The sequence below is a fragment of the Kitasatospora sp. NPDC098652 genome (assembly GCF_044760155.1).
GTDB lineage: Bacteria > Actinomycetota > Actinomycetes > Streptomycetales > Streptomycetaceae > Kitasatospora.
On record NZ_JBIWAQ010000022.1, the window covers coordinates 55,771 to 77,206 of the forward strand.

The 21,436-nt window shown below is 73.5% G+C and carries 18 protein-coding genes; 6 read left to right on the forward strand and 12 right to left on the reverse strand.

Annotated elements, in window-relative coordinates:
• Positions 1 to 43: 43 nt before the first annotated feature.
• The 7 genes from ACIQWA_RS33665 to pdxH form a co-directional block, all read right to left on the reverse strand.
• Positions 44 to 229: a hypothetical protein gene (locus tag ACIQWA_RS33665; RefSeq protein WP_402489059.1), complete on the reverse strand. Its 186-nt coding sequence runs from the start codon at positions 227 to 229 to the stop codon at positions 44 to 46.
• 349 nt (positions 230 to 578) lie between these two features.
• Positions 579 to 1,667, reverse strand: a complete 1,089-nt coding sequence (locus ACIQWA_RS33670; RefSeq protein ID WP_402489062.1) for an aKG-HExxH-type peptide beta-hydroxylase — start codon at positions 1,665 to 1,667, stop codon at positions 579 to 581.
• A gap of 223 nt (positions 1,668 to 1,890) precedes the next feature.
• Complete coding sequence (locus ACIQWA_RS33675; protein WP_402489064.1) at positions 1,891 to 3,069, reverse strand: FxsB family cyclophane-forming radical SAM/SPASM peptide maturase; 1,179 nt, start codon at positions 3,067 to 3,069, stop codon at positions 1,891 to 1,893.
• Between the two features lie 44 nt (positions 3,070 to 3,113).
• Complete coding sequence (gene fxsT / locus ACIQWA_RS33680; protein ID WP_402489067.1) at positions 3,114 to 7,127, reverse strand: FxSxx-COOH system tetratricopeptide repeat protein; 4,014 nt, start codon at positions 7,125 to 7,127, stop codon at positions 3,114 to 3,116.
• On the reverse strand, positions 7,124 to 8,521 hold the full coding sequence (locus ACIQWA_RS33685) for a TIR-like protein FxsC (RefSeq protein ID WP_402489069.1): 1,398 nt from the start codon (positions 8,519 to 8,521) through the stop codon (positions 7,124 to 7,126). Before ACIQWA_RS33685 ends, fxsT begins: the two co-directional genes overlap by 4 nt.
• 133 nt (positions 8,522 to 8,654) lie before the next feature.
• Positions 8,655 to 8,849 carry an FxSxx-COOH cyclophane-containing RiPP peptide gene (gene fxsA / locus ACIQWA_RS33690; protein ID WP_350504982.1) on the reverse strand — a complete coding sequence of 65 codons (195 nt, stop codon included), beginning with the start codon at positions 8,847 to 8,849 and terminating at the stop codon, positions 8,655 to 8,657.
• A gap of 208 nt (positions 8,850 to 9,057) precedes the next feature.
• Positions 9,058 to 9,690, reverse strand: a complete 633-nt coding sequence (gene pdxH, locus ACIQWA_RS33695) for a pyridoxamine 5'-phosphate oxidase (RefSeq protein ID WP_402489238.1) — start codon at positions 9,688 to 9,690, stop codon at positions 9,058 to 9,060.
• A gap of 416 nt (positions 9,691 to 10,106) precedes the next feature.
• Between pdxH and ACIQWA_RS33700 the strand changes: the two genes are divergently transcribed.
• The gene (locus tag ACIQWA_RS33700; protein ID WP_360239288.1) at positions 10,107 to 11,207 is read left to right on the forward strand and encodes a citrate synthase 2; all 1,101 of its coding nucleotides are present in this window, start codon (positions 10,107 to 10,109) and stop codon (positions 11,205 to 11,207) included.
• 150 nt (positions 11,208 to 11,357) lie between these two features.
• Positions 11,358 to 12,482: a phosphoserine transaminase gene (gene serC / locus ACIQWA_RS33705; RefSeq protein WP_402489074.1), complete on the forward strand. Its 1,125-nt coding sequence runs from the start codon at positions 11,358 to 11,360 to the stop codon at positions 12,480 to 12,482.
• 346 nt (positions 12,483 to 12,828) lie between these two features.
• Here serC and thpR read toward each other — a convergent pair whose 3' ends face one another.
• Positions 12,829 to 13,416: an RNA 2',3'-cyclic phosphodiesterase gene (gene thpR, locus ACIQWA_RS33710; RefSeq protein WP_402489077.1), complete on the reverse strand. Its 588-nt coding sequence runs from the start codon at positions 13,414 to 13,416 to the stop codon at positions 12,829 to 12,831.
• On the opposite strand from thpR, the gene ACIQWA_RS33715 reads away from it, so the two are divergent.
• Positions 13,415 to 13,981 carry a GNAT family N-acetyltransferase gene (locus ACIQWA_RS33715; protein ID WP_402489080.1) on the forward strand — a complete coding sequence of 189 codons (567 nt, stop codon included), beginning with the start codon at positions 13,415 to 13,417 and terminating at the stop codon, positions 13,979 to 13,981. The two genes, thpR and ACIQWA_RS33715, sit on opposite strands and share 2 nt — an antisense overlap.
• Before the next feature lie 74 nt (positions 13,982 to 14,055).
• Here the strand turns inward: ACIQWA_RS33715 and ACIQWA_RS33720 are convergent, their stop codons facing one another.
• Positions 14,056 to 15,630, reverse strand: a complete 1,575-nt coding sequence (locus ACIQWA_RS33720; RefSeq protein ID WP_402489083.1) for an MFS transporter — start codon at positions 15,628 to 15,630, stop codon at positions 14,056 to 14,058.
• Positions 15,631 to 15,709: 79 nt separating this feature from the next.
• On the reverse strand, positions 15,710 to 16,144 hold the full coding sequence (locus tag ACIQWA_RS33725; RefSeq protein ID WP_360239300.1) for a MarR family transcriptional regulator: 435 nt from the start codon (positions 16,142 to 16,144) through the stop codon (positions 15,710 to 15,712).
• Positions 16,145 to 16,266: 122 nt separating this feature from the next.
• Between ACIQWA_RS33725 and ACIQWA_RS33730 the strand changes: the two genes are divergently transcribed.
• Complete coding sequence (locus ACIQWA_RS33730; protein ID WP_402489085.1) at positions 16,267 to 16,689, forward strand: VOC family protein; 423 nt, start codon at positions 16,267 to 16,269, stop codon at positions 16,687 to 16,689.
• A 302-nt stretch (positions 16,690 to 16,991) separates the two neighbouring features.
• On the forward strand, positions 16,992 to 17,819 hold the full coding sequence (locus ACIQWA_RS33735) for an MHYT domain-containing protein (RefSeq protein WP_402489088.1): 828 nt from the start codon (positions 16,992 to 16,994) through the stop codon (positions 17,817 to 17,819).
• 180 nt (positions 17,820 to 17,999) lie between these two features.
• On the opposite strand, the gene ACIQWA_RS33740 is transcribed toward ACIQWA_RS33735, so the two are convergent.
• On the reverse strand, positions 18,000 to 19,709 hold the full coding sequence (locus ACIQWA_RS33740; RefSeq protein WP_402489091.1) for a hydrogenase maturation protein: 1,710 nt from the start codon (positions 19,707 to 19,709) through the stop codon (positions 18,000 to 18,002).
• A 194-nt stretch (positions 19,710 to 19,903) separates the two neighbouring features.
• Positions 19,904 to 20,827 (reverse strand): DUF4231 domain-containing protein, encoded by a 924-nt coding sequence (locus ACIQWA_RS33745; protein ID WP_360239312.1) that lies wholly within the window; start codon positions 20,825 to 20,827, stop codon positions 19,904 to 19,906.
• Positions 20,828 to 20,957: 130 nt separating this feature from the next.
• On the opposite strand from ACIQWA_RS33745, the gene ACIQWA_RS33750 reads away from it, so the two are divergent.
• The gene (locus ACIQWA_RS33750; protein ID WP_402489094.1) at positions 20,958 to 21,407 is read left to right on the forward strand and encodes a VOC family protein; all 450 of its coding nucleotides are present in this window, start codon (positions 20,958 to 20,960) and stop codon (positions 21,405 to 21,407) included.
• Positions 21,408 to 21,436 lie beyond the last annotated feature (29 nt).

Below are 21,436 nucleotides of genomic sequence, written 5' to 3' on the forward strand. Positions count from 1 at the left end.
GGTTCAGCTCGGCCTGGGGTCCGTTTCGAGGTTCCGGCGCGGGTCAGATCGAGGAGTTGAAGGCCGCGACCGGCACGAGGCCGGATTCCGCGCCGGGGAGGGCGCGCTGCAGCCGGGCGGCGAGTTCCTCCGCACCCAGGGCGGCGAGCTCGGCGAGGGACGGGCGTTCCGGCGTCTCCTGAGAGTCAGTGAGGTTACGGGCCGGCCTGGTGCTGGTTACCGGAGTCATATTCGTTTCCTTAGGCGCGGTTAGGACCTGCCGAGTCCGGGTAGGTCACCCGGTTGCGACCAATGTAGTGCCCGCGCGGTCTCCGCGCGGCACCTTGCCTCCCCAAGTTGGTCTGCCCAACCAGCCGACGCCGTACCACGGCGCGCGGAAGCCCGAGAATTCACCCGTTCAGCGGTCGCGCGATTCGCCATCGCGCGCGCCGAAGCGCGTTGACCGGAGCAGGCGTTCGAGCCTCTCGGCCCGCCTCCGTACGGATGCGCGCCGGAGGTACGGGCGGCGCCCCCGCCGGCGCTCCCGGGCGCCGCCGCACCGTCGCCCGGCCGGCCGAATCCCTCCGGAGCGCCGCGCCTCAGGGCCCCAGCTCACGGACGGAACGCGCCAGCTCCTCGGTGAACTCCCTTCCGCTCGGGGTGAGTTCGCCGCACTCCAGCAGAGTCCGGGCCGCCGTCAGGGTGTGCGCCCGCCAGCAGGTGAACTCCCGTTCCGCGCGGGCCGGTTCACTCACCCCGGCGGCAGCCTCGGCCGCCCAGAACGAGGCCACCCCCAGGTGCGCGTACGTCCCCTGGAGCAGCGCACCGGCCGGGCGCCGATCGGGCCGCCAGGGGGCGTGGTAGACCGCCGGGCCATTGGGCAGGTGGAGCGGTACGAGGTCCAGCAGGGCGCCGAGTTGGACGTGCAGGAACTCGTGCACCAGGGCCAGCGCGAGCAGGACCGGCTCGGCCGGCCGCGAGGCCGCCACCGCCCCGTACGCCCGTCGGGCAGCGGCGCTGAACGCCTCCCCGCCGGGAGCCGGCCGCAACGGCACCACCACGGCGACGCAGGCCGCCACGGCCTCCGCGTGCCGGCGGTGCCGGCGCACCAGGATCTCCCAAGCCGTCGCCAACTGCTCCTCCCACCGGCTCAGTTCGGCGGCCGACAACGGACCGGTGGAAGGGCGCCCGTAGTCCACCCGGCGCGGCCCGAGGTGGTCGATCACCGGCGCCCAGCGCAGCCCCTCGCACTCCAGGTCGAGCGCCGGCCCGGCCCCGACCCGCAGGAACTCGCCCAGCCCGTCCAGCGGCGCCTCCTGGTCCAGCGAGAGAGCACGCAGGCAGTCCGCCGCCCAGGCGTCCAACTCCGGTCGCAGCAGCACCTCTTCCCAGCGCGCCCGGTCGGCCCGCTGGAGTTCGCACACCGCGCGGTAGGCCTCCCGGTAGCCCTCGTCCTGCGGCGCCGTCCGGCGCAGTGCCAGCAGTAGCAGCGCCCGCTTGCTCAACTGGCCCGCGCGCAGCAGCCGGACGGCCTCCGGCCCGCCCCGGGCGGCCGCGATCGCCCGGAAGGTCGCCCGGTCCAGGCCGTGCCGCGGCAGCCCGGCCGCACCGCTTCCGGCCGCGCCGCTCCCCTGCTTCGCGCGTGCGCCCGGCACCCCGGCCGCCACCGCCTCGCCCGTACCCGTCACCGGTCTGTCCTCTCGTGAGGTCTCCTGGATCGCCGGGCGCCCCGCCCGGTCCGCCCGCAGTTTCCCCGCGCGACGCCGACTCAGCCGGTCCGGGCCCGTGCATGACCCGGACGGGTGAGCACGCCCCTCGCCGACCGCGCCGCTACCGCCACCGTCCGACGCCGCCCCGCTACCGCCACCGTCCGACGCCGCCCCGCTACCGCCACCGTCCGACGCCGCCCCGCTACCGCCGCTGTCCGGCCCCGGCCAGCTCCGCCACCCCGGCCCGCAGCCGCCCCGCGATGTGCCGGATCAGCCGGTCCAGGTCGGCGCAGTACACCGAGGGGTGCGCGAAGCCGTCCCCGGCGTAGCGGTGGGCGTAGAGCCCGCCGCCGCAGACCCGCACCAGCGGGCAGGCCGCGCACTCCGGCCCGAGCCCGGCCAGGCCCCGCTGGCGGGCCCGGAAGGCCGGGTGGGCGGCCGCCCGGGCGAAGCCGTGCCGCCACACGTCCAGGCCCGTCCCGGCGGCTCCGTCGTAGGCCGCCTTGAGGCTGTCGGCCTGCTCGACGGTGCCGTCCGCCTCGACCACCACCAGGTCGACGGGTGCCAGCCCGACCGCCTCACTGGCGGCCCGCCCGCCGAGCAGCAGGACGGACAGCTCCTCGAACAGCCGCACCCCGGTCTCCCGGTGCGGCGCGTCGTACCAGCGGTCGAAGGCGGCGATCAGCCATTCCCCGTACGGCGCCGGGTCGGTGGGGCCGGGCGGCCCGGTCGGGAGGCCGCGGTGGACGCCCGGCGGCCCGCTCTGCCAGGTGGCGTGCGGCAGCAGCAGGTCGAGCCTGGGCGGGGCGAACTCCAGCAGCGCCTCGTAGGTGGCGACCGGGTCGGCGGCCAGGTCTACGACGCACAGCAGGCCGGCGAACAGCTCCCGGTGCGGCCCGGAGCCGAGCAGCCGGACCGCGGCCGCGGTCCGTTCCCAGCTGCCGGCGCCGGAGGGCAGCCGGCGGTGCCGGTCGTGGTCGGCCCGGGTGCCGTCCAGCGAGACGGCCACGCCGACCCGGTGGCGGTGCAGCACGTCGAGCAGCGCGGGCTCGTCCAGCAGCCGCAGCCCGTTGGTCTGCAGGCTGAACCGCACGCGCGGCCCGGCCTCGGCGATCCGGGCCAACTCGGCGAGCAGGGCGTCCAGGTGGGCCGCGCCGACGAGCAGCGGCTCGCCGCCGTGCAGCACCACGGAGACCTCGTCGAGCCCCTGTTCGGCCGCGTGCTCGGCGATCCTCCGGGCGGTGCGGCGGACGGTGGCGAGCTCCATCCGCCGCGGCCGGTCGCGCCAGCTCTGGTCGGCACCCTCGTACACGTAGCAGTAGTCGCAGGCGAGGTTGCAGCGGCTGTGGATCTTCAGCAGGAACTGCCGGAACGGCACCATGCGCGTGAACCTAGCACCGCCCGGCGGCATCTCCTGATCGCCCGTCACACGTGCGGGGGCTCCACGTCCGAGTCGAGCCTGGTGCCGGCCTTCACGGCGACGGTGGTCGGGTGCTCCTCCCCCAGCGTGATCCGGGCCCGCCGGATGCAGTCGGCCCGCAGTTCGGCGGCCCGCTCGCTCTCCCCGACCGCCGCCAGGGACAGCGAGAGGTTGGAGTTGATGCCGATCGAGTCGTAGTGGTCCGGGCCGAGCGCCCTGGTCATCAGCGGCTCCGCCTCCTGTTCCAGGGCGAGCGCGGCCCGGATCTCGCCGGCCAGCGCCAGGTCGTTCGCGTGGTTCATCATCGCGATCGGGATGTACAGGTGGTCCGGGCCGAGGACGGTCCGGAACTGCGCCAGCGTGCGCCCGGACAGTTCCCGGGCCTCCGCGGCCCGGCCGGCCAGCCGCAGGTAGACCGAGAGGTTGTTGGCGCCGGCCAGCGTGACCGGGTGGTTCTCGCCCAGGTAGTCGCGGTACCGCGCGAGGGCCCGTTCGGCCAACGGGATCGCCCGCTCGGTGTCGCCGAGCGCGTTGAGGTCGCTGGCCAGGTTGGTGGCGGCCGCCAGGGTGTCCGGGTGTTCGGGGCCGTTGATGTCCAGGTAGCGCTGGTAGATGTCCTCGTCGATCTCCAGGGCCTCGTGGTAGCGCCCGGCCCGGCGCAGCGCGACGGCGAGGTTCTTGCGGGCCCGCAGGGTGTCGGTGTGGCTGTCGCCGATGGTCTGCTGGTAGATCCGCACGGTCTCCTCCAGCAGGTCCAGCGCTTCCCGCAGCCGGCCGGTCTCGCGCAGGTCGCGGGCGTAGTTGGAGGCGGAGGAGAGGGCGTAGAGGCTGTGTGCGCCGAGCGCGTCGCGCTGCTGGAGGTAGTTGCTGCGGTGCCGCTCCAGGGCGGCGTAGCGGTCCCCGGCCAGGTAGTCGGAGACGGCCAGGTTGTTGGTGATCATCAGGGTGCGCGGGTGGTCCGGCCCGAGGGTGCGCCGCGCCGCGTCCAGGGTCCTGCGGTCGAGCGCCCTGGCCTCGTCGTAGCGGCCGAGGAAGCGCAGGTCGGCGCCGAGGCTGCTGGCGACGGCGAGGGTGTGGGAGTGCTCCGGGCCCAGGGTCGCGGTGAACCGCTCCAGGATGTCCCGGTCCATCTCGTAGGCCTCCTGGAGGGCCCCCTGGGAGCGGCGGATGTTGCTCAGCTGGGTGCGCAGCATGAGCGTCTGGGCGTCGTTGTCGACGTCGAAGCCGGCGCCGCCGTAGCCGTCCGCGCGCCAGTGCTCCAGGGCCCGTTCGGCGAGTTCCCGGCCGGACTCGTGCAGGCTGCGCTTCCACTGGTAGCGGACCGAGTCGATGATCCACTGCCGGACGTCCTCGTCGCCGCTGTCGACGGCGCCGGACGGCCAGAGGTGGGGCAGGAGTTCGGCGTACTCGGCCCAGTTGGCGGGGATGTCCGGGTCGCCGGGGTTGGCGGTGGCCAGGGCCGCGTGCACGACGCCGCGCAGTTCGGCCTGCCGCTCCTCCTCGACCTGGTCCCGGAGCACGGCCTGGACCAGCCGGTGGACGGTGATGGTCTCGCTGCCCTGGTCGGTGCGGGCCAGCCCGAACCGGTTGATGGCGCGCAGGAACTCGCCGATCGCGAGCTTGTCCCGCGGCGCGCGCGGGGACAGCCGCAGGGCGCGGGTGACGGCCCGGCTGTAGAGCAGCCGCATCGGGATGGCGTCGGGCCCGAAGAAGGCGCAGAGCTCCAGTATCTGCGCGGCCGGGGCGTTCATCCGGCGCAGTTCCTCGACCGAGATGCGCCAGGTCGCGGCGGCGGAGTGGGGGTACTCGGCGGGGCGCAGCCGGGTGCGTTCGAGCATCTCGGTGAGCTCGTCGTCGAGCAGTTCGAGGTAGGTGGCGATCGGCATCGACGTCTCCTGGAGCCAGACGGCGGCCTGGCCGACGGCGAGCGGGAGGTCGCCGAGGCGGTGCGCGACCTGGTCGGCATCCTCCGGGGAGAGGCCGCCGTTGAAGCGGCGCAGCAGCCGGATGCTCTCCTCGCGCAGGAAGACGTCGACCTCGACCAGGCCGGCGTGCCGGGCCCAGCCCTGGTTGCGCGAGGTGATCAGCACGTGCCCGCCGGAGGAGCCGCCGGGCTGCCAGGGGGCGAGTTCCTCGGGGGTGCCGGCGTTGTCGAAGACCAGCAGCCAGCGGCGGTACGGGTGGCCACGGCGCAGTGCGTCCAGGACGGCGGCGGCGGTGTGGGCGACGTCGTCGCTGGTGGGCACGCCGAGCCGGGGGGCGAGTTCGGCGAGCTTCTGCGGGATGTTGGCGGGCTCCTCGGCGGGCACCCACCAGATGACGTCGTAGGCGGACTTGAAGCGGTGCGCGTACTCGGCCGCGATCTGGGACTTTCCGGCGCCGCCGAAGCCGTAGAGCACCTGGCTGAGGACGGCGGCGGGGCCGCCGGTGAAGCGGTTGCGGAGCAGTTCGAGCAGCTTGCCGCGGCCGATGAAGGCGGCGTTGCGCGAGGGCGCGTCCTGGACCTGCGGGGCGGTGCCGGGGAAGCGGGCGGGGGCGAGGAACTCGCCGCTGTCGGTGTCGAACTGGCGGTTGCTGCCGGGCGGCGGGCCGAGTTCGCCGTACAGCTGGGCCTCGGCGCCGGTCGCCGAGGAGCGGACCAGGTCGGGCACCGCCTGGCCGATGAACGGCCGGGGCACCGGCTCGTCCGAGTCCTGCAGCCGCAGGGCGACCAACGCCGAGGTGCCGGAAGGCAGTTCACGCCCTTGGAGGAGCTGCCAGACCTCACCGGCCCGGGGCAGCGCGGTGTACTCGGGCGAGAGCAGCGCGAGCAGCCGGCCCTGGCCGTCGAGCGGTCCGGCGACCTCCGGCGGCCGCTGGCCGGTGTACGGTTCGGCGGCGTTGTGCAGGGAGGTCTGGTAGCCGAAGCGGGTGAGGGTGCCGGCCGCCCACTCGGCCCACATCCGGTCCTCGGGCGCGTAGCTGACGTAGACCTGGCGGGGCACCGCCCGGGCGGAGCGCAGGTAGGCGCCGTACAGTCGGCGGCGCGCCTCGGAGCCGAGCGGGCGCAGCGAGCGGACCCGCCCGTCGGTGATCCACTCGGCCAGCCGCTCGAAGGCGTTGAGCAGGCTGCGCGCCTCCTGCGGCCGGTCGGCGACGGTGGCGGGCACCTCCTCGTAGGCGTAGAAGGGCTTGTACGGCACTTCGACGTCGGCCCAGTAGGCGGCCCGGCGGTCGCCGGGCAGCCAGCGGCCGAGGTAGGGGGCGAAGGCCTCGCGGGCGAAGTCCCGGCCGGCTTCGAGGCGTTCCTGTTCGGCGTCCTCGACCCGCATCGGCACCGGCAGGACCCGGATGGCCCGTTCCTCGGCCTCGGCGATGGCCTTGGCCGCGTCGACGCCGCCGCGGATGTTCTGGGCGCTGAACGTGAAGCAGTCGACCACGGTGTCGGGCATCAGGACGGTGCAGATGCCGGAGGTGTCGCTGACCCCGGTGCGGCTGTCGATGAGCACGTAGTCGTAGTTGCGGGCCCAGCGTTCGCGCAGTTCGCGCAGGAACTCGCCGCCGCGGATGTCCCGGCCGTGGTAGAAGCTGCGCCAGTTGAAGCTGGTGACGGCGGCCGCGTAGGCGGCGTTCTGGCGGCCGGCCGGGAGGAAGTCGAGCCGCCCGCCGGCCGGCAGGTCGAGGGCGAGGCCGCAGATGTAGCCGTCCAGCCGCCCGGGTTCGTCCAGCCAGGCGGCCGGGGACTGGCCGGTGGGCCCGGCGGCGGAGGGCAGCGCCTGCCTGACGTACCCGCGCAGCAGGTCGATCAGGCCGTCGGTGGAGTGGAGTTCGGGGTCGACCAGCAGCGGGTGGTAGTAGCGGTGGAGGCCGGGCGCCTCCAGGTCCCAGTCGACCACCAGGACGCGCAGGCCCCGGCTGGCGAGGATCCAGCCGACGTTGGCGAGCGCCATGGTCCGGCCGGTGCCGCCCTTGAAGGAGTAGAACGTGACGACCGATCCCGGTCCGCCGCGTCCGGGCTCCGTGCCGGGCTCGATGCTCATCGTCCGTCTCCCCTCAGCGGGACTGAGCCGTCGTGGCTGCCCGGGCGCTGGCCGGGCAGGTCCTTCGGTGGCGGTTCGGGTTCCCGGCGCGCGGACGGGCTCCGCGGCGGACCGGAGGGGCCGGGCGGACCGGCCGGAATGGCGAGGCCCGGCATGTCCGGGCCGCCGCCCGGGCCGAAGCCGAAGGCGTCGCCGCCATCGTCCCCCCAATCCAAGTTGTCGTCCATGAGCTTGTTCTGGGCAACCGTCACCATGATGGCGAGGTCGCTGTCGAAGCTCTCCTGGCTCACTTTGACCCGGAACAAGTGCTCCGGGTCGCGCCGGCGCAACCAGTTGCGGCGGAAGACGGCGCGCACGCCGGTCCACGGCGGTTCGCGCTCCCCGTCCGGGTCGCTGCCGCCGATCGGCACGACCACGCCGGTGACCGGGTGGTTCTGGTCGTCGTACTCGCGCAGGGCGGTCCGGTAGCGCTCGTTCTCGGCCGCCCACGGGTCCACCAGCAGGACGCTGACCTGGCTGTCCTCCCGGGCCTGGTCGAGCTTCTCGCCGAGCCCGGCGCCGACCTCCTCCAGCGTGGTGATGTGCCCGGCGTTGGTGATCACCTGCTGGGCGCGGGAGGCCAGCGAGGGCTGGGCGGGCGGGTAGAACGGCGTCCAGTTCCACGGCCTGGCCCCGTACCAGCCGCCCGGGCGGGAGCCGCCCTCGGCGGCGGCCTCCGAGGCCCGGCCGGCCGCGATGAACAGCCGGACCATGCCGGGTTCGGCGGCGGGCGGCGGCGCGGCCGGCCCGGGGAAGTAGCCGCGGACGGCCTCCAGGTCGAACTCGGGCAGTTCGGCGAGCCGCCGGACGGCGGCGTCCCGGACCCGTCCGGCGACGACCCGGACGACCTGCCGGTAGGCGTCCTGCTGGGCGGTGCGCAGCAGGGCGCGCAGGCCGTGCCGGGCGTAGGCCTCGCCCATGTCCGGCTGGGCCCACTGGATCCTGGTGACCTCGGTGACGAGGTCCCCGGGCGCGACCGGCTCCCAGAGCACCGGGATCAGCGCCGAGACCAGTTCCGCGGTCTCCTCGTGGTGGCGCCGGACCCTGCCGCGGAAGGCCGTCCACTCCTTGCCGCAGTAGAGGCTGGCGAAGTAGGCCGGGGAGTAGAGCGCGACCATGGTCCGGCTGCGGCCGAGCATCAGCGCGAGCTTCTCGGCCCATTCGTCGCCCAGCCGGAGCCGTTCGGTGTCCCGGAAGGCGAGTTCGTCGGCCTGGACGGCCGGTCCGAGGATGCGCCCGAGTTCGTCCCTCAGGTCGTTGAAGAACTGGTCGACGAAGGCGTCCCCCGCCTCGAAGTCCCGACGCGCGTAGCTGAAGAAGAAGTACGGGCGCTGCTGCTGCTCCCGTTCACTCACCTGTTCCCCCCGACCCTGACGGTGCTGTGACGGCGCTGGTTTCTTACCCAGCATGTCGTCAACCGCACCAGCGGGTGGGCCAGTTGGTGAATTCGCCCGCCTCGGGGGGTTTAACCGGCGGTCAGCGGCGGGGTCAGCGGAGTTCGAGCGCCGACTGGAACGCGGCGAGCGGTTCGGCCCCGGGGGTCAGGGCGTCCGCCACGACCCTGCGCAGCAGGTCGCCGAGGACGGTGTCGGGCAGGGCGTCGAGCTCGTCGAGCGGCAGGGCGGCGACGTCGACCAGGTCGGAGTCGAGGCCCGCGACGGTTTCCGCACCGGTGACGCCCATCAGTCCCTTAGTCCCTCACTAGGATGCACGCAGGCACGACCCGATCACACAGGCACGAGCGGGCCCGCGGCCGAGGAATCCTCGACCCCGGTCCACGACGCGCACATTCTACACAAAACGGTGACGGTTCATCAGATCCGGCCGCCCGCCACGCCCGGGCCCGCCACCCGGACGCACGGCGCCGCCGTGACCACCCGGCCCCCCGCCGTCACGGGCAGAGGCGCTCCACCCGCCAGCCGCCGGGGCCGGCCGGGTCGGCGAGGTAGCGGAGGCGGTCGTGCAGCCGGTTCTCGCGCCCCTGCCAGAACTCGACCGCCTCCGGGACGACCCGGTAGCCGCCCCAGAACGGCGGGACGGGGACGCCCTCGCCCTCGGGGTAGCGCCGCTCCAGGTCGGCGTAGCGCTGTTCGAGGACGGCGCGGCTCTCGACCGGGCTGGACTGTTCGCTGGCCCAGGCGCCGAGTTGGGAGCCGTGCGGCCGGGTGCGGAAGTAGGCGGCGGTCTCGTCCCGGCCGACCTTCTCCACCGGCCCCTGGACGATCACCTGGCGGCCCAGCGCGATCCACGGGAACAGCAGTGCGGCGTACGGGTTGGCGGCGAGCTCGGAGCCCTTGCGGGAGCCGTAGTTGGTGAAGAACACGAAGCCGCGGCTGTCGAAGCCCTTGAGCAGGACGGTGCGCGAGCTGGGCCGGCCCCGCTCGTCGGCGGTGGAGAGCACCATGGCGTTGGGTTCCACCACCCCGGCCTCGTCCGCCTCGTGGAACCAGCGGGCGAACTGCCCGATCGGCTCGGGCGCGAGCTGCTCCTCGGCCAGGCCCTCGTGGACGTAGTGCTTGCGCATCACGGTGGGGTCCGGACCGCGGCGGGGCTCGTCGGCCGGGGTCCGGGTGGCGGGGCTCAGGGGCGTCGACTGGGCGCGTTCCGGGGTCTGCACGCCAACATCATCCCGTACGACAAGCAACCGGCACCGCTACCTCCGGACGAACCCCGGTCGGAGATATGGTGACTCGCCACCGCTTGCTGCCCGCCGTACGGGGAATTGTCCGGAACCTGGTGTTTGGTTCCGGGAGTCCCCCGGGCACGACCGACCCCCGACGGGAAAGTCAAGTGGTCCCACGGGAAACATCACCGCGGTGGTGTATGGCGCAATGCACCCCGTGCCTGTCACTCTGGCACCGAGTGCCAACCACGATTCGGTCACTGGAGCGCCGCCCCACCACGGCGGGGCACCGATCGCAGAACTGAAGGAGCCGTCGCATGTCCGATTTCGTACCCGGGCTTGAGGGAGTCGTCGCGTTCGAGAGCGAGATCGCCGAACCCGACCGCGAGGGCGGCGCCCTGCGGTACCGCGGTGTCGACATCGACGACCTGGTCGGCCACGTCTCCTTCGGCCACGTCTGGGGCCTGCTGGTGGACGGCAAGTTCAACCCCGGCCTGCCGGCCGCCGAGCCCTTCCCGATCCCCGTGCACTCCGGTGACATCCGGGTCGACGTCCAGTCCGCGCTCGCCATGCTCGCCCCGGTCTGGGGCCTCAAGCCGCTGCTGGACATCTCCGCCGAGCAGGCCCGCGACGACCTCGCCCGGGCCGCCGTGATGGCACTGTCCTACGTCGCCCAGTCCGCCCGCGGCCAGGGCCTGCCGATGGTCCCGCAGAGCGAGATCGACAAGGCCGAGACGGTCGTCGAGCGCTTCATGATCCGCTGGCGGGGCGAGCCGGACCCGAAGCACGTCAAGGCCGTCGACGCCTACTGGACCTCGGCCGCCGAGCACGGCATGAACGCCTCCACCTTCACCGCCCGGGTCATCGCCTCCACCGGCGCCGACGTCGCGGCCGCGCTCTCCGGCGCGGTCGGCGCGATGTCCGGCCCGCTGCACGGCGGTGCCCCGTCCCGCGTGCTCGGCATGATCGAGGAGATCGAGCGCACCGGTGACGCGACCACCTGGGTCAAGAACGCGCTGGACAAGGGCGAGCGCCTGATGGGCTTCGGCCACCGCGTCTACCGCGCCGAGGACCCGCGCGCCCGCGTGCTGCGCCGCACCGCCAAGGAGCTCGGCGCGCCGCGCTTCGAGGTCGCCGAGGCGCTGGAGAAGGCCGCGCTGGAGGAGCTGCACAACCGCCGTCCGGACCGCGTGCTGGCCACCAATGTCGAGTTCTGGGCCGCGATCATGCTGGACTTCGCCGAGGTCCCCGCGCACATGTTCACCTCGATGTTCACCTGTGCGCGCACCGCCGGCTGGTCGGCGCACATCCTGGAGCAGAAGCGCACCGGTCGCCTCGTGCGCCCCTCCGCGCGCTACATCGGCCCCGGCCCGCGCCGCCCCGAGGAGATCGAGGGCTGGGACGCCATCGCGCACTGACCCCGCGCCCGAGCGGCCGATCGAACGCCTCTGACCAGCGGGTCCGGCTCCGGCCGGGCCCGCTGTCGGCGTCCCCGGGCAGCGAAGATCACAGTCTCAGCGGGCGGACGACCGTATCCCGGGCGAGTCCCGCGCCGGTAGGCTGCGCGCGTGGCTCAGATCCAGATCCCCGCTGACATCAAGCCCGCAGACGGCCGTTTCGGCTGCGGACCGTCCAAGGTGCGCCCCGAGGCCCTGAGTGCCCTCGCCGCCACCCAGACCTCCCTGCTCGGCACCTCGCACCGCCAGGCCCCGGTGAAGAACCTGGTCAAGCGCGTGCGCGAGGGCGTGAGCAGCCTGTTCTCGCTGCCGGAGGGCTACGAAGTCGTCCTCGGCAACGGCGGCTCCACCGCCTTCTGGGACATCGCCGCCTTCGGCCTGGTGCGGGAGAAGTCCCAGCACCTGGACTTCGGCGAGTTCTCCTCGAAGTTCGCCTCCTCGGTCAAGGCCGCCCCGTGGCTGGCCGAGCCGACGGTGATCAAGACCGCCCCGGGCACCCACCCGCTGCCGGTCGCCGAGGCCGGCGTGGACGTCTACGGCCTCACCCACAACGAGACCTCGACCGGCGTCGCGATGCCGATCAAGCGTCCGGTGGGCGCGGACGAGGGCTCCCTGGTGCTGGTGGACGCCACCTCGGGCGCCGGCGGCCTGCCGGTGGACATCACCGAGACCGACGTCTACTACTTCGCCCCGCAGAAGTCCTTCGCCTCCGAGGGCGGCCTGTGGCTGGCCACCTTCTCCCCGGCCGCCCTGGAGCGCGCCGCCGAGATCGCCGGCTCCGGCCGCTACGTCCCGCCGTTCTTCTCCCTGCCGACGGCCATCGACAACTCGTCGAAGGACCAGACGTACAACACCCCGTCGCTCGCCACCCTGTTCCTGCTGGCCGACCAGCTGGAGTGGATCAACGGCAACGGCGGGCTGGACTGGGCCGTCGCCCGTACGGCCGACTCCTCGTCCCGGCTGTACGCCTGGGCCGAGAAGTCCTCCTACGCCAACCCGTTCGTGGCGAACCCGGCCGAGCGCTCCCAGGTGGTCGGCACCATCGACTTCGACGAGTCGGTGGACGCCGCCGCGGTCGCGAAGGCACTGCGTGCCAACGGCATCGTGGACACCGAGCCGTACCGCAAGCTGGGCCGCAACCAGCTGCGCATCGCGATGTTCCCGGCGATCGACCCGGCGGACGTCGAGGCGCTCACCCACTGCATCGACCACGTGGTCGAGCAGCTGGCCGGCTGAGACCCCCGAGGACACGGCTGAGGGCCACCGCCTGCGGGCGGTGGCCCTCTCTCCGTTCCCGGGGCCGGTCCGCAACCGTTCCGGGGCCGCGCCGAGCCGCTCCGGGGCCCCTCCGAGCCCCTCCGGGGCCGCCCGGGCTACTTGCCGACCAGCGAGCTGATCAGTACGACGACCAGCAGCAGCACCAGGGTGCCGGAGACGATGCGCATTCGAGTCTTGGGATCCACGGTCAACGAGCGTACCTGCGGCTCACACCCCCACCTCACGCTGGCCCACCCCGAACCCCTCGGCCCCGGGTCGGCCCCCTCGGCCCCGCCCCGAACCCCTCGGCCCCGGGTCGGCTCCCTCAGCCCCAGTCGGCCAGCGCCCAGGAGCGCAGCGACTCGTAGTGGGCGAACCCCCCGGCCAGGTCGCTCTTCATCAGGTGCAGCTCGGCCGCCTCCCACTCCGGCCCCCGGTAGTCCGCCAGCGCCGCCGCCAGCCCCTCCAGCTCGGCCGCCGCGACCCGCTGGACGGCCCGCCGCTGTCCGCGCGAGGAGCCGGCCCGGGCCAGGGTGAGGTGCGGGTGGAAGGCGAAGGCGTCGGCCTCCCCGGTGAACTCGGCGGTGGCCCCGGCCACGGCCTCCGCGAGCCGGCGCAGCGCCCAGGTCCGCCCCTCGACCCCGGCCCAGAGCACCCGGTCGCCGAACCGGCCGGCCCCGGCGATCCGCAGCGGGTGGGCCGGGTGCACCTCGGCGACGGCCGCCAGGGCGGTCTCCAGCTCCGGCAGCCGCTCGGCCGGCACCTGGCCGAGGAAGGCCAGGGTCAGGTGCCAGCCCTCGACGGTGGTCCAGCGCAGCCGGTCCGCCCCGGGCAGCCCGTGCAGCGGCGCGACCGCGTCGGAGAGCCCCTGGAGCGCCTCCACGGGAGGCAGGACAGCGACGAACAATCTCATGATCCAAGCTTCCCTCGCCCGGCCGTTCCGGGTAGAACGGATGTCCATGAAGATCCGCAACGGGGGTCCCTCGGACGTCCCCGACATCCTGTCCCTGCTCGACGGCGCCGTCTCCTGGCTGGCCGCCGGGAAGCGCACCGGCCAGTGGGGCGACCGGCCGTTCAGCACCGACCGGGCCCGGATCGACCAGGTCACCTCGTACGCCGAGGAGCCGTTCCTGGTCCGCATCGCGGTGGACGACGAGGGCCGGACGATCGGCTGCTGCGTGCTGGCCGAGCAGCGGGGGAAGTTCGTCCCGGTCTCGGCGGAGCCCGAGCTGTTCGTCCGCCTGCTGGTCACCGACCGCAGCCGCAAGGGCTCCGGCATCGGCGCGGCGCTGATCGCCGACGCGGTCGAGGAGACCCGTCGGCGCGGCCTCGACCTGCTGCGGGTGGACTGCTACGCGGGCGACGACCGCAAGCTGGTCGGCCAGTACCGGGCGCTCGGCTTCACCGAGACCGCGGGCTTCGAGGTCGAGCTGCCGACCGGCACCTGGCCCGGCCAGCTGCTGGAGATCCGTCTCTGACACGCCGTCAGGACACTTCGAGGCCAAGCCCCGAGGTGTCCTGACGGTCCATCAGCTCATCCATCAGCCCATCATCAGCAGGCCGCGGCCAGCTCCGGCGTACGCGCCGGGACGGCCCGCGGCACGACGGCCACCACCCGCCCGCCGCGACCGGGGTGCAGGTCGAACCGCACCCGCAGGTCCGCACTGCGGGCCAGCACCAGGCCGACCGCGCCGGCCGCCAGCGCGGACACCACGCCGCAGGCCAGCAGGCCCAGCCGGGGCCCGTACGAGGCGGTGACCCAGCCGACGACCGGGGCGCCGATCGGCGTGCCTCCGGTGAAGACCAGCACCAGCAGGCCCATCACCCGACCGCGCATCTCGGGGTCGGTGGACAGCTGCAGCATGGAGTTGACCGAGGTGTTGAAGCTCAGCCCGAACACCCCGATCAGCGTCAGCAGCAGCGCGAAGGTCCAGTAGTCGGGCGCGAAGGCCGCGACCACCTCCAGGGTGCCGAAGGCCAGTGCCGCGCCGACCAGCCGGCGCAGCCGGGGCGCGCCCCGGCGGGCGGCGAGCAGCGCGCCGGCCAGCGAGCCGACGGCCATCGCGGTGTTCAGCAGGCCGTACTGGCCGGCGCCGACCTTGAAGGTGTCGTACGCGAACCCGGAGAGCAGCGTCGGGAAGTTGAAGCCGAAGGTGCCGATGAAGCCGGCCAGCACCATCGGCCAGAGCAGCTCGGGCCGCTCCTTCACGTAGCGCAGGCCCTCGCGCAGCTGGCCCTTCTCGCGGGCGATCGGCTCGGTGGGGCGCAGTTCGGACTCGCGCATCGCGAGCAGTCCGCCGATCACGGCGGCGAAGGACAGCGCGTTGACGGCGAACGCCCAGCCGCTGCCGACCGCGGCGATCAGCAGGCCCGCGACGGCGGGGCCGACCAGCCGGGCGGTCTGGAAGTTGGCGGCGTTCAGGCTGACGGCGTTGGCGAGGTCCTTGGGGCCGACCATCTCGGACACGAAGGCCTGCCGGGTCGGGTTGTCGACCACGGTGACCAGGCCGAGCAGCAGGGCGAAGGCGTACACGTAGTACGGCGTCACCACGCCGCCGACGGTCAGCACGGCCAGGCCGGCGGCGAGCAGGCCCATCGCGCCCTGGGTGTAGATCAGCAGCCGGCGCTTGGGCATCCGGTCGGCGAGCACGCCGCCGAACAGGCCGAGCAGCAGCATCGGCAGGAACTGCATGGCGGTGGTGATGCCGACCGCGAGCGGGCTGCCGGTGAGGCTCAGGACCAGCCAGTCCTGGGCGATCCGCTGCATCCAGGTGCCGGTGTTGGACACCACCTGGCCGGCGAAGTAGTAGCGGTAGTTGCGAACGCGCAGGGAGGAGAACATCCCCCCGGGCCTGGTGAAGCGGGCTCCTGCGGGAGATGCGGCCGGGTGGGTCCGGCGCTGAGCGGCGGGGTCCGCCGCGGTGCGTTCGTCGGGGTCGTCGTCGCCGCTGCCGGGCAGCCCGCTGGGGGCGGGGGCCTGGGCGTCGGCGGCCGCGGTGCGGTCCGCGGCGGGGTCGTTGGTCGGGTCGTCGGTACGGGCGGCGGCGCTGGCTGCGGCCGGCGGTGTCACGGTGGTCTCCCCTCGCGGCGCGACGGCCCTGGCGGGGGCCGTCGCGCTCCTGGTCATGATGGTCGGTCCTGCGGTGATGCGGGCTCCTTCTCCTCCCGGCGGCCGGCCGGGGTCGGTGTGCCTCGATCTGTACGAGTTACAGGTGGGCGAGCTTGTAGAGCACGGGCGCGGCCTCCCTGAGGACGGCCCATTCCTCGTCGTCGAGCCCTTGGGCGAGCTCGGCGAGCCAGACGTTTCGGCGCCGACGACTCTCCGCGAGGATCGTCTCGGCCTGCTCGGTGCTGCTGACGACCACCTGGCGGCGGTCCTCGGGGTGCGGCTCGCGCCGCACCAGCCCCTTCTCCTCCAGCATCGCGACGATCCTGGTCATCGAAGGAGGCTGCACGTGCTCCTTCCGGGCGAGCTCACCCGGCGTCGCCTTCCCGCACCGGGCGAGGGTGCCCAGCACTCCCATCTCGGTGGGACTCAGCGACTCCTCCACCCGTTGGTGTTTGAGTCGTCGGGAGAGGCGCATCGTGGACGACCGCAGCTGTGAGATCGCTGCGAGGTCCTGCTCGGACATCTCGGGCATCTCTTTAGCTTACGTCATTACTCTCGCTAAGGAAAAACGGGTTCCCACCGCGCCGGAGGATCGGCCGGGTGCCATATTGGTGAGGGGTGATCGTTCCCGCCTCCCGGAAGGGCCGACCAGACATGTCCGACCTCGCCTCCGAGCAACCCGCGCAATCCGCACAGTCCGTGCCGGACGACTCCGGCTTCGCCCGGCTCGCCATGGTCACCATCGACTGCGCCGACCCGGTCGCGCTGGCCTCGTTCTACGGCGAGCTGCTCGGCTGGGAGACCCGTCACGTGGACGAGCACTTCGCGATCCTGGACAACCCGGAGGGCGGCAGCCCGCTGGGGTTCGGCCGGGTGACCGACTACCGGCCGGAGCCGTGGACCGAACCGGACGGCAGCAAGCACTTCCACCTGGACTTCTACGTGGACGACCTGGAGGAGTCCACCGCGAAGGCCCTGGCGCTCGGCGCCACCGAGCCGAGCTACCAGCACGGCCGCACGCTCAAGGTGCTGATCGACCCAGCCGGGCACCCGTTCGGGCTGGCCCCGCTGGAGTAACGCACCAAAGCGCCCCAAGGCGCCCGGAGACCGTGCGCAGGCGATGTCAGGGCTTGGTGCCGAGATCTTGCAGGCCGCGTAAAGGTCCTTCCTGACCTGGGACTTCACGAAAATCGCGAACCTTGTGCGACCACCCGTCAGTGGCTACTCTCCGGGGTTGTCAGGGGCATCACCACGCCAGGTCTCCCCTCGGCGGAGCCCCCTCCGTGCCCGTCCGCGCGCGTCCCACCCGTTCCCCGGTACCCCGCCGACCGCCTCCGCCCGAACCCTGGCGCCCTCAACCCCTCGTCCAGGGAGCTCAATTGGGTGAGATCCATCATGCCGACCACGGCTGGGTGACACCGGCGGTCTCGTACTTCGTGGCCTGCCTCGGCGCCTTCGTCGCCCTGCGCAGCGCCCGTTGGGCACTGGTCTCCACGGGCCGCAGCCGGGCCGTCTGGCTGCTCTTCGCCTCGACCTCGCTCGGCGCCGGCATCTGGTCCATGCACTTCATCGCGATGCTCGGCTTCTCCGTCACCGGCGCCGAGATCACCTACCAGCCGGGGCTCACCGTGCTCAGCCTGCTGGTCGCCGTCGCGGTGGTCGGCATCGGACTGTTCACCGTCGGGTACTGGCGGCGCCACCCGGTGCTGTCCCTGCTGATCGGCGGGCTGACCACCGGACTCGGGGTCGCCGCGATGCACTACCTGGGCATGGCCGCGATGGTGCTGCCCGGCCGGCTCGGCTACGACCACGTGACGGTCGGGCTCTCGATCGGCATCGCGGTGTTCGCCGCCACGGCCGCGCTCTGGGCCGCGCTGAACATCCGCGGCACCCTCGCGGTGCTGGCGGCGGCGCCGGTGATGGGAGTCGCGGTCTGCGCGATGCACTACACCGGCATGGCGGCGCTCTCGGTCCGCCTCGACGCCTCGCAGTCGACCCAGGGCGGGGTGATGGCGCTGCAGTTCATCTTCCCGCTCGGGGTCGGGCTCGGCTGCTACGTGTTCTTCGGCTCACTGGCCTTCGCCGTCTCCCCGAGCAAGCCCAGCACCCAGCCGCTGCTCGTCGGCCCGGCGGCCCCGCTGCCGCCGCGAACGCCCCGCGTCCCGCCGCAGCGGCAGCCGTCGCGCCGGACCACCGTCCGGCGCTGAACCGGGCCGCCGCCCGCGCCGGGTCGCGGGCGGCCCCACCAGTGACGTCCGACCGGGTCCCCCACCCCGGCCGGACGTCATTTTGCTGTCTGTACCGCCGGACGGCACTGCCGTAGCGCCGGACGTCACTGCTGTACCGCCGGACGGCACTGCCGTACCGCCAGGCGTCGCCGCCCGGGTTCAGGGCCGGCCGAGCAGCCCGGTCAGGTGCTCCGGCGTGGCCACCGGGCAGACCTTGCGCACGAAGTCCCGCCGCAGCGCGTGGTACGGCTCGCCCGCCCGGTAGAAGTTGGCGTGCATCCGGCGCAGCTCCTCCGCCCGGTACTCGGCCAGCGGCTTGGCCTCCTCGTCCTCGGCGCGGCGGCGCTTCTTGTCCACCAGCCGTCCGGTGAGCTCCGGCGAGCCGGCCAGCCGGGCGGCCTCCCGCGCCGTCCAGCGGCGGAACTCCGCCGCGTCCCCGCCGGCCGTGCGGTCCACCAGGCCGATCCGGCGGGCGTGCGCGGCCCCGACCGGCAGCGCCTCGGTGGTGAGCCGCTCGGCCTGCTCGGCGCCGACCCGGGCGGGCAGGGTGTACGTCCAGTACTCGGAGCCGTACAGGCCCATCAGCCGGTAGTGCGGGTTGAGCACCGCCGACTCCCGGCACCACACCTCGTCGGCGGCGAGCGCCATCATCAGTCCGCCGGCCGCCGCGTTCCCGGCCAGCGCGGCGACGGTCAGCTTGTCGCCGGTGGTCAGGATCGCCTCGACCAGGTCGTCCATCGCGTTGATGTTCTCCCAGGACTCCAGCGCCGGGAAGGCCGAGCCCTCGATGACGTTGAGGTGGATCCCGTTGGAGTAGAAGTCCCGGGGCGCGCCCAGCACCAGCACCGAGGTGGGCCGGTTCGCGGCCGCGCGGTAGGCGGCCAGCAGCCGGCGGCACTGCTCGGTGCTCATCGCCCCACCGGCGTAGGCGAATTCGAGGAAGCCGACCTCGCCGTCCTCGTGGTAGCGCAGCTCCGACCAGGTGTCCCGGCGGGCGGCCTGCGCCGGGGTCACCGGCACCTCGCGGACCTGGTGCAGCTCGTCGGCGAGCACCGTGGCGGCCGGCAGCTTGAAGGTGGCCGGCCCGCCCGGGGTGCGGCGCGGGCGCAGCTGGGGGATCCAGACCGCGCCGTCCACGGTGGCCCGGCAGATCGCGCCGTCCCGGGTGGCGAGCACGGCGCCGGGCTCGGGGCCGCGCAGTTCGTCCTCGGGGTGGCCGCCGTGCAGGAAGAAGTCCCGCCCGTACAGCTCGTCCAGCACACCGGGCTGGGAGTCGGCGGCGCGCAGCTTGCGCAGCACGGTGGCGGTGTCGTCCTGCTGCCAGTCGATCCGGCGCGCCTCCTGGCGCAGGAAGGGCCGCAGTTCGCCGTGTACGTCGGGGCGGGCGTAGTCCAGCGGTTCGGGGGTGAACAGCCCGCCCTCGTACCGCTGGACGGCCAGCAGGACGGCCTCGGCGGCGGCGTCCGCGACCTCGCCCCGGTACAGCTCGCTCTTGCCGCACTCGGGGACGGCGAACTCGACGGAGGCCCAGATGTCGCCGGCGTCCATCTCCTCGACGGCCTGCAGCACGGTGACGCCCCAGCGCCGGGCGGACTCGGTGATCGCCCAGTCGAGCGAGGAGGGGCCGCGGTCGCCCTTCGGGCCCGGGTGCACGATCAGGACCGTCCGGGTGGACCAGATGTCCTCCGGAACGGCCCTGGTGAGCATCGGGCAGACGATCAGCTCCGGGTCGACCCGGGCCACCGCCTCCCTCATCTGCTCGTCGCCGAGGGCGAGTTGGACGGCGACCTGGTGGCCGCGCTCGCGCAGCTCGGTGTGGACGCGCTGGGTCAGGCTGTTGAACGCGGTGGCGATCAGGAGAATGCGCACAGGGGGCCTCCGGGCAGGGACTGCGGGTCGCGCGGAGGCGATGAAACCAGGGCATGGACACGTAATGGTCACGTTCCGTGCCTCGGCACCCCACTCTCACGCACCCCGCACACCTGTGCCCTCGGCGTGCCCCCGCTTCGCCGGATCTCCCCAGCCCCTCCCCGGAGTTGGACTGGCGCGCCGGACGGGAGGGGTTATCGAGGGAAGGCCCGGCGGGCCCGCCAGGTGGTGTGCTCGCGGGAGACGGCGTCCTCGGCCTCGGCGGCCAGCCGGGCCCAGCGCTCCTCGGCGTCCGGCGTCCTGAGGTCGAGGTCGGAGAGCTGGTTGCCGACGTTCTCCAGCTCGCGCGCGGCCAGCTGGTAGGCGGCGGCCAGCGGGCGCAGCTGCTTGAGCTGGGTCCAGGCGATGATCGCGGCGGCCGCGGCCGAGCTGGCGCCGAAGATGTGCACCTCCAGGGCGCCGGTGGCCTGGGCGATCGCCGCCGCCGCGCCGATGATGATCAGCGTCGCGATGCCGAGCCCCCAGGAGACCGCCTGGGACTCGCAGGACTCGGCCCGGGAGCGGTACCAGGTGCGCTGGCTCTCGACCCGGGTGCGCAGGTAGAGGGTGCGCCGGGCGACGAGGCTGTCGGCCCGGGCGCGCCGCATCTCCTCGGTGATCTCCGGAACGCTGCCGGGCGGCACGATCTCCGGGTCCTCGAAGGCCCGCAGCACGTCCTCGACCTGGAGCAGGTAGCCGCGGTCGGCGTCCGGCGAGTCGGCCTCGCCGCCGAACGGCCGGGCCCGGACGCTGTACTTCCAGGCGAGCGTCTTGACCGACTCGGCCGCCGCCCGCGCCTCGTACCACCGACCCTGCGGGTTGCTGCGGCGCAGCCGGGACCAGAAGTAGCCGGCGATCAGGAAGGCGGCCACCGAGAACAGTGGCTTGATATCGCCGTCGCCCTTGTGGTCCGGGCCCGGTAGCGAGCCGATCAGCGCGGCGACCACCAGCATGGCGATCAGTCCGCGGTGCCAGCGGAGCGTCTCGCGCTGTCCGTCCAGCGAGGCCTTGTCCGCCCGCCAGAAGAGTTCCGGCAGCAGTCGCCCCTCGACGCCCCCGGGCGGATCCTGTTGCACCATCGGTCGAGTCCCCTCCCCTTCTCCGTCCAGGCAGTATGCCCGCCGCCAACTGCCCTACACGGTCGCCTTTTTGACACCTTCCGACCACCAGTGATTGCTCCACCTGCTCGTAACCGATATAACCGGTTACATGCCGCTGCACTGGAAGCTCGTCATCGACTGCGCCGACCCGCACCGCCAGGCCGCCTTCTGGGGCGCCGCCCTCGACTACACCGTCGAGGACCACGCCACCCTGATCGCCCGGCTGCTGGACGCCGGCGCGATCACCCCGGACGCCCGCACCGAGGTCGACGGCCACCCCGCCTGGCGCACCCTCGCGGCCGTCCGCCACCCCGAGGACCCGTACGACCCGGCCTCGGACACCGGCCTGGGCCGCCGCATCCTCTTCCAGGCCGTCCCGGAGCCCAAGCAGGGCAAGAACCGCCTCCACCTCGACGTCCACCCCGGCCCGGGCGAGCGCGCGGCCACCGTCGCCCGCCTCGAAGCCCTCGGCGCCACCGTCCTGCGCGAGGTCGCCGAACCCGGCGGCGCCTGGACAGTCATGGAGGACCCGGAGGGCAACGAGTTCTGCGTCCACTGACCAGAACGCCGACGGCCCCGCACCCAACC

Bases quoted from the DNA above. Each gene is read 5' to 3' on its own strand.
- ACIQWA_RS33665 (WP_402489059.1), bottom strand. From the start codon at position 229: ATGACTCCGGTAACCAGCACCAGGCCGGCCCGTAACCTCACTGACTCT.
- ACIQWA_RS33675 (WP_402489064.1), bottom strand. From the start codon at position 3,069: ATGGTGCCGTTCCGGCAGTTCCTGCTGAAGATCCACAGCCGCTGCAAC.
- fxsT (WP_402489067.1), bottom strand. From the start codon at position 7,127: ATGAGCATCGAGCCCGGCACGGAGCCCGGACGCGGCGGACCGGGATCG.
- fxsA (WP_350504982.1), bottom strand. From the start codon at position 8,849: ATGGGCGTCACCGGTGCGGAAACCGTCGCGGGCCTCGACTCCGACCTG.
- pdxH (WP_402489238.1), bottom strand. From the start codon at position 9,690: ATGCGCAAGCACTACGTCCACGAGGGCCTGGCCGAGGAGCAGCTCGCG.
- ACIQWA_RS33700 (WP_360239288.1), top strand. From the start codon at position 10,107: ATGTCCGATTTCGTACCCGGGCTTGAGGGAGTCGTCGCGTTCGAGAGC.
- ACIQWA_RS33715 (WP_402489080.1), top strand. From the start codon at position 13,415: ATGATCCAAGCTTCCCTCGCCCGGCCGTTCCGGGTAGAACGGATGTCC.
- thpR (WP_402489077.1), bottom strand. From the start codon at position 13,416: ATGAGATTGTTCGTCGCTGTCCTGCCTCCCGTGGAGGCGCTCCAGGGG.
- ACIQWA_RS33720 (WP_402489083.1), bottom strand. From the start codon at position 15,630: ATGACCAGGAGCGCGACGGCCCCCGCCAGGGCCGTCGCGCCGCGAGGG.
- ACIQWA_RS33725 (WP_360239300.1), bottom strand. From the start codon at position 16,144: ATGCCCGAGATGTCCGAGCAGGACCTCGCAGCGATCTCACAGCTGCGG.
- ACIQWA_RS33730 (WP_402489085.1), top strand. From the start codon at position 16,267: ATGTCCGACCTCGCCTCCGAGCAACCCGCGCAATCCGCACAGTCCGTG.
- ACIQWA_RS33745 (WP_360239312.1), bottom strand. From the start codon at position 20,827: ATGGTGCAACAGGATCCGCCCGGGGGCGTCGAGGGGCGACTGCTGCCG.
- ACIQWA_RS33750 (WP_402489094.1), top strand. From the start codon at position 20,958: ATGCCGCTGCACTGGAAGCTCGTCATCGACTGCGCCGACCCGCACCGC.